The organism is Candidatus Jettenia sp. AMX1 (assembly GCF_030263775.1).
GTDB lineage: Bacteria > Planctomycetota > Brocadiia > Brocadiales > Brocadiaceae > Jettenia > Jettenia caeni.
Genome location: NZ_SZPP01000015.1, coordinates 168,589 through 181,065 on the forward strand (window position 1 = coordinate 168,589; position 12,477 = coordinate 181,065).

9 protein-coding genes are annotated in these 12,477 nt (G+C 37.8%); 5 read left to right on the forward strand and 4 right to left on the reverse strand.

Annotated elements, in window-relative coordinates; translation table 11 throughout:
- Positions 1 to 169 precede the first annotated feature (169 nt).
- The 4 genes from FBQ94_RS06290 to FBQ94_RS06305 all read left to right on the forward strand — a co-directional run bounded on the left by FBQ94_RS06290 (position 170) and on the right by FBQ94_RS06305 (position 4,380).
- On the forward strand, positions 170 to 1,564 hold the full coding sequence (locus tag FBQ94_RS06290) for a sigma-54-dependent transcriptional regulator (RefSeq protein ID WP_007222047.1): 1,395 nt from the start codon (positions 170 to 172) through the stop codon (positions 1,562 to 1,564).
- Between the two features lie 393 nt (positions 1,565 to 1,957).
- On the forward strand, positions 1,958 to 2,383 hold the full coding sequence (locus FBQ94_RS06295; protein ID WP_007222046.1) for a P-II family nitrogen regulator: 426 nt from the start codon (positions 1,958 to 1,960) through the stop codon (positions 2,381 to 2,383).
- Between the two features lie 38 nt (positions 2,384 to 2,421).
- Positions 2,422 to 2,910 carry a P-II family nitrogen regulator gene (locus FBQ94_RS06300; protein ID WP_007222045.1) on the forward strand — a complete coding sequence of 163 codons (489 nt, stop codon included), beginning with the start codon at positions 2,422 to 2,424 and terminating at the stop codon, positions 2,908 to 2,910.
- 12 nt (positions 2,911 to 2,922) lie between these two features.
- Entirely contained in the window at positions 2,923 to 4,380 is a 1,458-nt protein-coding gene (locus FBQ94_RS06305; protein ID WP_007222044.1) for an ammonium transporter, read from the forward strand.
- A 364-nt stretch (positions 4,381 to 4,744) separates the two neighbouring features.
- On the opposite strand, the gene FBQ94_RS06310 is transcribed toward FBQ94_RS06305, so the two are convergent.
- The 4 genes from FBQ94_RS06310 to FBQ94_RS06325 all read right to left on the reverse strand — a co-directional run bounded on the left by FBQ94_RS06310 (position 4,745) and on the right by FBQ94_RS06325 (position 11,751).
- Entirely contained in the window at positions 4,745 to 5,419 is a 675-nt protein-coding gene (locus FBQ94_RS06310; RefSeq protein WP_040544156.1) for an NAD(P)H-hydrate epimerase, read from the reverse strand.
- A gap of 635 nt (positions 5,420 to 6,054) precedes the next feature.
- Entirely contained in the window at positions 6,055 to 7,239 is a 1,185-nt protein-coding gene (locus tag FBQ94_RS06315) for a hypothetical protein (protein ID WP_007222041.1), read from the reverse strand.
- A gap of 582 nt (positions 7,240 to 7,821) precedes the next feature.
- Entirely contained in the window at positions 7,822 to 10,779 is a 2,958-nt protein-coding gene (locus FBQ94_RS06320; RefSeq protein WP_007222039.1) for an Eco57I restriction-modification methylase domain-containing protein, read from the reverse strand.
- Between the two features lie 24 nt (positions 10,780 to 10,803).
- Complete coding sequence (locus FBQ94_RS06325) at positions 10,804 to 11,751, reverse strand: class I SAM-dependent rRNA methyltransferase (protein ID WP_007222038.1); 948 nt, start codon at positions 11,749 to 11,751, stop codon at positions 10,804 to 10,806.
- A 225-nt stretch (positions 11,752 to 11,976) separates the two neighbouring features.
- Between FBQ94_RS06325 and FBQ94_RS06330 the strand changes: the two genes are divergently transcribed.
- On the forward strand, positions 11,977 to 12,477 hold the full coding sequence (locus FBQ94_RS06330; RefSeq protein WP_007222037.1) for a DUF5666 domain-containing protein: 501 nt from the start codon (positions 11,977 to 11,979) through the stop codon (positions 12,475 to 12,477).

Genomic DNA, 12,477 nt, shown 5'->3' on the forward strand with positions numbered 1-12,477 from the left:
CCTTAATAAATTCTCTATAAAAAAGAGGTGCAATAATTATTCCAATTGTCTATTTATTCTATAAATAACTATATTATTACTATTTATGACTTTTTCTAGAACAGAATATAATTTCAAAAAATGGCTGAAATCAACCTTTTTGCCCTATTTTAAACGAGGTAGCTAATCGATGATCAGAAAAAAGAAGATATTAGTGGTAGAAGACGATGAATATGTTCTGGGTAGTATCAGGATCCTTTTGAATAAAGAAGGATATGAGGTCAATACAGCTTTGAACGGATTGGAAGCGTTGAATTTATACCGAAGAGAATCGTATGACCTGGTTATTGCTGACCTTAAAATGCCTCAGATGGATGGGATTGAATTATTAAAGCAGTTAAAACTCGAATTTTCTGATGTATCTTTGATTATGATGACGGCTTACGGAAGTATTAGAACTGCAGTTGAGGCTATGAAAATGGGCGCTTACGACTATGTTACCAAACCTGTTTCTGCAGAAGAGATACGGCTGGTTATTCAACGCGCCTTTGAAAGACAAAACTTAATTACCGAAATCAAGACCTTACGAAAGGAACTTGAGGAGAGATTCAGTCTTGACAATATCATAGGAAAATCATACGCAATGCAGCGGGTTTACGATTTGATCCTTCAGGTCGCAAATACTGATGCTACTGTTTTGATTACCGGTGAAACAGGTACGGGAAAGGAACTGGTAGCGCACGCTATCCACCACAACAGTAAAAGGAAAAATTGCCCTTTTGTAGTCATCAATTGTAGCGCCTTACCTGAATCTTTACTGGAAAGCGAACTCTTCGGGCATGAGGAAGGCGCTTTCACCGGGGCAACAAAACAAAGAGTTGGTAAATTTGAATTTGCAGATACCGGAACAGTCTTTTTTGACGAGATGGGTAATCTGCCCCTTTCCATGCAAACAAAACTTCTCAGATTATTACAGGAAAAGTCTTTTGAAAGAATTGGCGGAAATCAGACAATAAAAGTTGATGTAAGAGTTCTTGCAGCCACGAATAAGGATCTCAACAAACTATCAGAAGAAGGGTGTTTCAGAAAAGATTTATATTACCGCCTAAATGTTATTCCAATACAATTGCCATCGTTAAAAGAGAGACGAGAGGATATCCCATTGCTCGTAACTCACTTTATTGAGAAGTATAACAAGGTTTTTAAAAAGGAGATTAAGTCTATCTCACAAAATGCCCTGAATATAATGATGTCCTACGGTTGGCCAGGTAATGTAAGAGAACTGGAGAACCTGGTAGAACGCGCTTTAATAATGGCAAAAGACCATATTATTAGTGAGATAGAATTACCCGTGTCTAATCAAAAACAGACAAGAGAAAGATTTGAGGATATAGATAACAATCAAATTATAGGCATGAGCCTGGAGGATTTCCTGGCGCATTGTGAAAATAAGTACATAACCAGGCTATTAAAGCAATGTAAAGGACGAATTGATTCCTCTGCAAAGATTTCCGGAATCGATGTAAAAACCCTTTATAGAAAAATGAAGAAGTACAATATCAATAAAGATTTTTTTAAAGATTAAAGTTTATCTGAAAACCTCCCTATCAGGTAAACTCCATATTCAGATAACTGAAATAACCCCGTAGAAAAGAAATGTTCATAGAATAGTGCAGAAATTCCCGAAAATTCCTTTCATGCCCTAATTTTTATAAAGTATCTCATACCATAAACTTATATCTCTCCAATCTCAGCAACATCATTTTTAGGGCATATATGCCCTTTGCATATATTTTTCCTATACGTTGTTAAAATACACTTACTAAATCAGTAAATACATAACTTAAAACCACTTAGAAAGCTCTTATGCGGCTTTTTTATTTTTTATTCTCAATGGTATTTTGATTGCTTTTTGAAAATCGTGAAGAACCGTTATGAGTCTAAAATTAAAAATCATTTTTCATGAAAGGCACAGATAATGAAAAGATTAACGGCATTGGTGAAGCCCAGGGCAGTAGATGCAGTAAAAGATTATTTTAAGTCAATGGGGTATCCGGTATTGAAAATGGCATATATACGATATGACCGGCAAGGCGCAAGCCGGTCTGTTTTCTGGCGTGGTGAGGAATATATCGTCGACTTAATATCACATGCAAAGGTTGAGGTTATTTTGATAGATGAAGATGTCGATGAGGTAACTGGCGCCATTGATAATCTTTTATATGAGAAAAATGGGAATAATAATGGAGAACATGAATATGCGTTACGATTAAAGTCAAAGGTAGTACAAGAGGATATTGCAACAGAAAAGGGTAGATGGGTAAGGATGCAACCAAAAGAAGAACTAAAAATTGATGAACAATCTGAAGAAAAACTGTTGGAAATTACTGATGTTTATGCGTAGTTTTTATTGGTAGAGAAATTTTGTGGAGGAAATTGAAAATGAAGAAAATAGAGGCAGTTATTCGCCCTGAACGTTTTCCGGCAATAAGTGCGGCGTTACAGGAGATAGAAAAAAGCGGAATGACGGTAAGCGAGGTCAGAGGACACGGAAGTGAAGCGGGCGCAGTCCAGATATGGCGTGGCAGGCAATATAAGGTTGATTTGCATCAAAAGTTAAAACTCGAGATCGTGGTTCACGATGCGGATGTAGACCAGGTTGTTAACATGATTATTGACGGGGCGCAAACAGGGGCAAACGGAGATGGCAAAATATTCATATCGCATGTAGAATCTGCAATCCGCATCCGCACGGGTGAGGCAGGAGACCGTGCCATTGCGAATGGAAGGGTTGTTAAATTATCATCCAAAGAGGAAACAAAAAACAATGAGGTCGTTGAGATTCCCGAAAAAGGTATTGCAAATAAAAACGTAGCTTATTCAAAATTACAAAAAGATAGTCATGATGTTAATAACTATGCTCAACCATAAAAGGAGGCTCTCGTGCTCAGTATATCAGGAATGAAATTAAAATCTCTCGGAAGGCTCATAGGATACAGCATTCCCATGATTTTGTTTTGTACATGGAAAAGCGCACAGGCAGGCGATCCCAACGGCGCATTGACGTTCTCTCACAGCCTCGAAGGGTTGAATATCTCAGGAAATTTTGTCTGGATACTCATGACGGCTTTCCTTATTCTGTTTATGCAGGCAGGATTTGTTTTATTAGGTGGTCTTGTAAGTTCTAAAAATATGCTCAGCTATATGACACATTGCTTCATGGCAACAACAGCAGGCGCATTTATTTTCTGGCTTTTTGGTTTTGCGCTTATGTTTGGCGGCTCTGAACTTGGACCCGGACTTGATAAAGGCAATCCCTTTATTGGTTACAGCGGTTTTATGCTTCTCGGAGAAACGTACGATGTAAAAACCGTTTTACTCTTTATCTTTATGGCCGTTGTAGCAACTTTTATTGGCAGCATTATAGCTGGTGCTGTAGCAGAAAGGATTAAATTCCCTGCTTATTTACTTGCATGTTTCCTGGTGTATACCTTTATTTATTCATTTTACGGCCATTGGATATGGGGTGAAGGCTGGCTGGCAAAATTACCATTTGGAGTCGGAGTTAAGGATTTTGCAGGTTCCGGGGTGGTTCATGCATCAGGTGGAATATGTGCCTTTATGGGCGCATGGGCTCTGGGTCCAAGAATCGGCAGATTTAATGTGGATGGTTCTGCTAACGCCTTACCAGGGCATAATATTGCATATGTAATCCTTGGGACGATTATCCTTGCCTTTGGATGGCTCGCTTATGATGCCGGAAGCACACTCGCCATATCAGACTTAAGATCTTCAATCATTGCATCCAACACCTTCCTTGCTGGCGTTTCAGGTGCTGTTATCGTCATCTTATATTTATATATAAAGACAAAAAAAGCCAATGTAGCCGAGGCTTGCAACGGTGCCCTGGCAGGTTTTGTGGCAATTTCAGGACCATGTGCATATGTTGCTCCCTGGTCTGCTGTTATCATTGGGCTCATTGGCGGTTTATTGATGTGTGGCACTACCTGGCTGGTTGAACACAAGTTTAAGGTAGATGACCCACTTGGGGCCATATCTGTCCACGCAACCAATGGACTATGGGGGCTCCTTGCTGTAGGCATATTCGCTGATGGCTCATACGGCAAAGTAAGCGGATTGATTACAGGTTCCGGGCAACAATTCCTTGCCCAGTTTATTGCCTTCCTCACCGTCATTGTCTGGGCAGGCGGACTGGGTTTTGCCATATTCTTCGGGTTGAAACATACCATTGGCATAAGAGTTTCCAGAACAGAAGAACTCGACGGCCTCGATGTGAACATACATGGTATCAAGTGTTATCCCCCGGAAGGTAAATATCTTGAGGATATCGATGATATAATTCGTAAACATATCCAGTTAGGCGAGCTTGTCAGCAGATAAGTTAATATTGTTCTAAATACTGTTGTATTACATTTGTGGTATGGGTAGGGGCGAACCTTGTGTTCGCCCACCCTTTTAAGCAAATTCAAACCTGTATATTTTCTCTTAATGAGTGCGAATATAAGATTCGCCCCTATCGCCAATTTTGCATATTATTTTGGGTAACTGCGGTTATAGTATCCGAGAGATGAAACCGAACAGAATAGGGAGAAAGTTGAGTCTTTGGCTAATAGGTAAATGTATGAAATGGAGAGGATTCTGAAAATGTCATTACGAGGGTAGTGTCCGAAGCAATTCCTTGAATAGTTCAGAAAAGATTGCTTCGGAAAAAACCCTCGCAATGACAGACTGGGGAATCTTTTGTTTACGGTATCAATTCCCCTGGTATACTAATATCTGTTACGATAACTTCACCGGTATAGCTTGGCCCGTCCCCCAGATAAAATCCCCTCTTACCAGCCGCGAAGGTCACAGTCTTTACAGCCTTAATAGCAGCGCCCAAGACCTTACCCGTATTGCAGTCAATCCCGGAAGGTATATCCACAGATACCGTAGGTTTATTGAGATTATTGATACCGTGAATAAACGTCTTAAAAGGTTCCCGTACCTCCCCTGAAAGACCCGTTCCAAACAACGCATCAATCAGGATAGTATAACTATCCAGTTCCTTCACAGCATTATCTCTATCAGCGCTATCAATCATCTCTTGAACAGGCACTCTCATACGTAAGAGTATTTGCAGATTTGTGCCTGCATTTCCATCCTTTAAAATATCGGCAATCTTTGCAAGGAGAAAAACTTTCAGAGGAATGTGGTAATTATGAAGATGCCGGGCAACGACAAACCCGTCTCCCCCGTTATTCCCTTTCCCGCATAAAATAGCCACCTTTACCTTCTCCGGATTATCGATCATCTTCATAACCTCTTCAGCCACATTCCGCCCGGCATTTTCCATGAGGATAATGCCGGGAATCTTATATTCCTCAATGGCCTTCCGGTCTAACTCCCGCATTTCTTCACGTGTTAAAGATGTGTTCATAAAGAAAGACTCAATAAAGTTATTGTAGGCGCCCGAAAGAAAATATATTTTCCATGGATAATGTAAGTCCATGTAAGGCCGATTCAATTTCTCCCATTTGCCCTTACAGAGAATGTATTAGCATCTTAATACTACAAATTTTAATGCAAACTAACAAGTTTTGTTTTCTAAATCATAAGAGTCCCGCATCTGAAAAGAATCCTTGTTCTAGTGTTACTTCAAAAAGGTCCGATCCAACCCAATTCTCTTCCATCCTGTCACACTTTAAAACTAAAATTAATTTTTCAGTAACTTTTTCAATTCGATAGAGTCCTATAGATAAATTCAATAGAATTACGGTATACAATAGCTTACATATCAAGGTATCATTTAGCCAGGGTGGCACTGACAAACTTTGTTTGTCAGTGTATGATATTCCCTATCCACTCCAATATTGAAACAAGCACGGACAAACCAGTTTGTCCATGCCACCCTGAACTTGCTTACAGAAAATGAAAATTCCTATACATCTATATCAAATTAATATTGAGTAACAATAGAATAATTACTGGAGTATTTCTGGCTAAGTTATCTATAGGAATTTGTATAGAATAAAGTGACATTTATCGCTATACATAAAAAGCATACCTTAACAATTAATCAATATGTAAATTTAATTTGAGCAAATCAATGTTTTCATCTTCATATTCATAAAAAACCCAGTATTCTCTATTGTATTCAGTTTTTATAAAGCTAGCCAACTTTTGCTTTACCTCACCAATGAATTGTTTTCTATTTAATACAGCATCGATAATAACTTCTTCATCATAGCGTTTGTAAATTTGTAAATAGAGATAATCAACATCTCCTGTAGGATAGGCAATTAAAGTCTTTTCTTCACCTTCTTCATCTATATTAAATGATACTGGCATCTTCTGATTATTAATTTCATCAAGCCATATAATAAGAGCTGAAAAGGGAGAATACGCATTCGAGCAATTTATTACAAGATGGGTAGAATCAATATCGATTATAAAGTCAATCCAACCATACATGTATTTTTTCTTTTCATCAATCTGAGTAAATCTTACTACTATGTTACTCGGCTTAAAATTCCTTTTTAACTCAAAGAGACGGGTAAAGGATTCTTTAGAATATTTAACGAGATTTAAATTTTTTCCCTCATTCAGAAGTGTATATCTCCCGCTTCCTACCTCACCGTAAAAAATACCGCAAGAGAAAGAGCTTATACGTTCATCCCATGGTTCAAATGATGTGTTACACCAACTAACAAACTCAAATACATTATCCCATAGAATATTTTCATATTGTGTAATTTCAACCGGCAGATGTCCGTCATTATCAAGAATTTGGATTACCATTTTAAAATTTTGCTTAATCCACAAAAATATCCTTTCTGTAATTGTTATTGGAATAAATCCATCACCAGGTGATAATTTTGTACCTAAAAGATCGAACATTTCTATTTTATTCAGGAGTTTATTAATTTTATGGATAAGATAGTTACCTGAATATTTAAATTTTTCTCTTTTAAGTCTGTTTAATTCGTCTTTGCATGAATCAATAGTAGCTATTAGGTTTGCTTTAACTGCCTGGTCTAAGCACATAGATATAGGCATGATAATTCCAGGATAAGGTGTATAGCTATCACCACATTTGCGATTTACAACAAATAGACCCTTGTTATACTTACTTCGTTTTTGTCTAATTTCTTTAAAACTTGCTCCCCATCTACCAATCCAGACAAAAGGATAAAAACCATCCAAACATCCCTCAATATTTCCACACTCTCTGAAATATTTTTTTATCTTCTTATCCATACAACAATTCCTTTCTCAATTTTTTGTCTTTCTTCCTGTAATTGCCTCAAACCTTTTAATGAGTAACTTTTTAAGTTCTGTGAAGGATGTAATCTGTAATCTTATCCTGATGTTCAGTATCATCAGCATGGAATGCACATATACCAAATTTATTACATACATCTTTAATTGTATTAAGCACATCATCAAGATCTGGATTCGATTTGTCCATCCACATGAGAATAAAGGCAGTATTAGGAATAAGGTTGTTAAACGAATTTTATCTTAGATACTGTCTATCATTTGTTGAAGAAGGTATGGACTCTATAATAAACAATACTGAGTCCATCCCTTTCTTTGCCTTCTCTTTAGCCTCATCTAAAGTTGTTTCTTAGTCGATATCGACTTTACTATCTCCAAACAAGAAAGGATGATCTATTACTCTAACTGTCCTTGATCCACTTTCTGGATAAGGTCGCTTATATTTATGTTTTTTTATTGCGGCCATTACTTGACGCATCAGATAATACAAGAAATCTCGATTATATAAGACATAAGGAGCACCTCCAATAATTTTTAAATCTTCTTGATATTGAAAATAATTCAATTATTTTCGATAATATTTCTGTCGTATTCTTTTATATCGTATAAGGCGTACGTCTCTTCATCAATTAGCTTATCCGTTTGTTCAATCTCCTTCTTTAAGGAATACCATTTATCAGTATTTTCAGAGGTCTTTTGTAACTCTTTGTTGATCCTAAGCATTTTGTCGGCAAGGGTGACAAGTTCATCATGTTTGGCTTTTTGAATAGGATTAGAAAGATCAAGGAGCTTTACGGGAAGTTGCTCTATGTACTGCTTGTTATAGGCAAAATAGCCGTGTCTGAATGGACTGCTGATATTTTGCAGGTAAAAATCAAGCAGTCTGCTATTTAAAAGGGTAAGGATGTAAAGAGGCGAGAGCTTGGCATCCTCTTTCAAGATAATCCCGTATCCACCACCGCCACCGCCTCCACTGCCGACAAAGTAATATTCACCATTCTCGTCATAGGTAAATGAGGCTTTATTAGCAATGGATGGAGTCAAGAGTTTTGGAGTTTCAAACAATGTTAAGCTTTTTGGATAAACATAGCCATACCAATCTGCATGTTTCATTTTCCCTTTTTCTCTATCAGTAAGCGTTGTCTTATTATCGAGAAGATACTGCCAACAGAAAGGATAATGTTTTTCAAATATTTCCTTAGAAATAAGCTTTCCATTTTTGTAAGGAAAAAGAACAAAACGTGAAACTATTTCTGTATGGTATCTCCTAATATCCAAAGAACCTTTAAGAAGTGGGTGAACAATCTCTTTCTCTAAAAGAACTTTCTTTCCAAGTGAGAAGGAATACAATGATAATAAGTGCTTATCCTTTACTTGTTCATTTGTCTTTTGCAAGAGATAAACTTTATCAGCACTTGTTACAAGACCTTGAAATATTTTCTCAACCACATCAACAAATCTTACATTCCCTTCTTCAATTCCCTCCAAAATTTCACTGTATCGTGAAGTCGCAAAGCTCCAAGGACTTGCAGTAAGCTTATTATGATTTATCTTTACAAACTGCGTTTCAAGGTCATCAAGATTTGCCCTCTGATTTTCTTTCAGATAATTAGCAGCGGATACATAAAGGACATCTCTATTTTGTGTCTTTTGCAAAAAGAGAAGCATGGTGTACGTTGTTGCTTCTCCAAATATCTGCGCATCGCCAAAATCAACGATCTTCCATACGGCACACTCACGGCTCAATAACTCCCGTAACTTTTTTCCATAGTCTGAGACCATGAATTTGTTAGGCAATATGAACCCTGCAAATCCACCCTTTCGTAAAAGTCTGTATGTCTGTTCTATAAACAGGAGATATATGTCATAGCTTCCCCTGGCAGACTCAAACGTATCACCGAAATATGCAACCTCATCTTTTGGCAGTGTTTGTATCCTTATATACGGCGGATTTCCGATGATCACATCAAAGCCGCCGTTATTCATAACATCACGAAACGCCTCATCCCAGTTAAGGTATCGCTTCTCTTCCGGATGATCAAAATATTTCATAAGCTCAAGCGGCTTACCGCTTATCAGCGAGTTACCGCATTTGATATTCTCGGTAAGGTTCGGAAGGATTGCCCTCCGTTTTAACGTACGCAACAAAAGATTCAACTGGCATATCTCAACTGCCTGCGGGTCTAAATCAACACCATAGATATTCCTGCTTAAAATCTCTACCTTCCTGAAAAAATCAAACTCCATCTGTGATACCTTACTCTTTTGTCTTCTTTGCGTCTCCAGATAGCCGTCCATAACGTCCAGCGCCTCGACAAGAAATGAGCCGCTGCCACACGCAGGGTCTAGTATCCTGATATTCATTGCCTTATACAAAGGCATCTCCTCTAACATCCTGCCAAGGGTATTCTTTACAATGTATTTCACAACAAAGGTCGGCGTGTAATAAATCCCCTGTTCTTTCCTCTTCTTGTGCTCTTTCTTTACCGAAGCCCTTTTCTTTGCCTGGTTTAAAATATGACCAAGGTATTGCTCATAAATACCGCCAAGAATATCGCTGGATATGGCTGAAAAATCATACCGGTAACCCTCGCTCGTCTCATAAAGGCCGTTGATAATCCTTTCGAGAGGCTCGTTATCTATCAGCCAATTTTCTGATGCGTGAGGCATAAAGAGTTTTGAATTGTAACCATCATCAAAATTGCGGAATATCTTCGCAAGGGTTTTTACTAGCGACTTACCCTCTGACTGGCTGCGTATGGCAGAAAGGAGTATGTTCGGTTCAATCCCCCTATCTTCAGTAACCCTGATAAATACAAGCCGGTCAAGCGCCCTCTGTACCCCTTCATCAAGCTCTTCATACTCAAGTTTGTTTTGAGTGTGATACTGTTTTGTCAAAAGGGTACGCCATTCCATCATATCCAGAAAGAGCTTATCTCCGACAGGCATCCGCTTTACTTTCTTCCCCCATTTCTCAGCCTCTTTATCAAGAAGACCTTGTTGAAAGGCCTCTTTCGACAGAAGCCAGAGTTGTTCAAACCGCGACAGATACTCGTTAACGGGGATTTCAAAGAAGAGACTCTCTTTCAGGTTCTTTGCGGATACCTCTGCGTTAAAAACCTTTATTGACTCAAAGTCTGTCAATACAGCCCATGTACATCCTTTATTCCATGAATAGTTTATTGCCTGTTCTGCCCATTTCCCAACATTAAGATCAATCTTTAATGCCTTTGCCTCAAGGAAAAACTTTGGGATACCATCAATCCTGAATGCCCAGTCAACACGCCCTTTTGAAATACGTTCCTCCGGCGTTACTTCATCTGCATGGATATTATGAATGTCCCAGCCAAGGAATTGGAACAGAGGAAGGATGAATTCGTTGACCGTTTGCGCCTCATTGAAATCCTTTATTCTGCCTGTATCAGCGAGCTTTTGGTATTTTTCTGCAAGATGAGAAATATTTTGCCTGGATTGAATTTTATCCATAGAAGATTTAGGGATGATAGTTTGTGTATGCAATAAGACCTCGTCAAGTATGTGTTTTTAACACGTCAACATGATAAACTTCAGATAGGGTTCTATCAAATAAATTCCATCAATAGGAAAATCCAATCCCTGTGATGATACGTCAATAATCTTGTATGCCTTTGATGTATAATTTTTAATCCTGGGCAATAGCTGAAAAAATTTTGAAAAGTTGATTTTCGCTATATTGGTAGAGAAGATAAGAATGCCATCATCGCGAAGGATATTGAGTCCGATCCCGATTAATTCCGGAAAATCCTTTTCCACGCTAAATACCCTTGTTTTACTGGTGGAAAAACTTGGAGGATCCAAAATAATTACATCAAATAATCGGCCCTTTTTTTGAAATCTTTTGATCCAATCCCACACATCCCCCACGATAAACTCATGATTGTTTCTATCCAGTTGATTGAGTGAAAAATTTTTCTTACTCCATTCTATTGCCTTTTTCGACAAATCAACATTAACCGTCCTGTTAGCACCACCCAGGCCCGCATAAACTGAAAAGGAGGAGGTGTAACAAAAACAGTTTAATAACTCTTTACCTTTGGACAGGGTTTGTATCTTTTTTCTATTATCCCTTTGATCGAGAAAAAGTCCGGTACCACCGCCATCCTGAAATGATATATTGAACTTTATGCTATTCTCCACTACTACAAAATCTTTAGGAATTTCTGGCCCAAAAATAAGACGGGTCTCAACATCTTCTCCTTTCAATCGTGTCTTTTGTGTGATATTTTCTGGTTTAAAGATTTCGTTAAGGGCGATAGAAATCTTATTTTTTGTATGCTCTTCATATGGCTTGAAATATTGGATCAGGAAATTTTTATCATAAACATCAATCGTTACCTCAGGTAAGGCATCTCCATAAGAATTTACCAGACGAAACACATTTGTGGCAGTATAATTTATATACTTTTTTCTTAAAGACCACGCTTTGTCAATAATTCGCTTATAGGGTGACATATTTCTGGTTTGTAAAAAACCGCAATTTTTCAGAGATTACTATTAACTTGACAATTACGAAATTAGTTATAGAATGAAAAGCGATATAATGCAGAGATTCGATACACCCAATTCATTTTTATAGAATTAAAGCATAGAAACTTTATTCTTCTGGTAAAGAAACTTTATTAAGCAGACATAAGCCTTTTATATTGAGAATACTTTTCCAAAAGGGGAGGGGAAGAAATGAAGCATAAGGGTATCGGCATTATTATAACTACGTTTCTTTTCTGTCTTGGCTTACCAGTTGTACTGTTTCAAAATACCATTTATGGAAATAGCAACGCTAAGGCTGAAATGCACGGTGTAGTAAGCTCAGTATTAGGGTCTATCATTTCAATTCTCAACGATACCATGGACATAGATGCAAGCAAGGCTAAAATAAAGTTAGAAGATTGCACTATTTCTCTTCACGCCAGCGATATTGCAGCAGGTGATGTGATCGAGGCAAAAGGATATATAAAGAATGATTCTTTTATCGCTGAAAAGATAAAACTAAAAGGGTCCTCAAGCCTGGAGGGCATTATTACAGAGGTAGGTATGAATACTATTACACTTCTGGGGCAAGCAATAGACATCAATTCAGCCCTCTGCATAAAGGGAATACCTGCTGTAGGAAAAAAAGCAAACGTTTACGTAAGAAATTCAAATTTCGGCTTAGTTGCCATTATGGTTAGTATTGAATGA

What these genes read in the sequence shown, in the direction of transcription:
- FBQ94_RS06290 (WP_007222047.1), top strand. Translation starts at nt 170, where the DNA reads ATGATCAGAAAAAAGAAGATATTAGTGGTAGAAGACGATGAATATGTT.
- FBQ94_RS06295 (WP_007222046.1), top strand. Translation starts at nt 1,958, where the DNA reads ATGAAAAGATTAACGGCATTGGTGAAGCCCAGGGCAGTAGATGCAGTA.
- FBQ94_RS06300 (WP_007222045.1), top strand. Translation starts at nt 2,422, where the DNA reads ATGAAGAAAATAGAGGCAGTTATTCGCCCTGAACGTTTTCCGGCAATA.
- FBQ94_RS06310 (WP_040544156.1), bottom strand. Translation starts at nt 5,419, where the DNA reads ATGAACACATCTTTAACACGTGAAGAAATGCGGGAGTTAGACCGGAAG.
- FBQ94_RS06315 (WP_007222041.1), bottom strand. Translation starts at nt 7,239, where the DNA reads ATGGATAAGAAGATAAAAAAATATTTCAGAGAGTGTGGAAATATTGAG.
- FBQ94_RS06325 (WP_007222038.1), bottom strand. Translation starts at nt 11,751, where the DNA reads ATGTCACCCTATAAGCGAATTATTGACAAAGCGTGGTCTTTAAGAAAA.
- FBQ94_RS06330 (WP_007222037.1), top strand. Translation starts at nt 11,977, where the DNA reads ATGAAGCATAAGGGTATCGGCATTATTATAACTACGTTTCTTTTCTGT.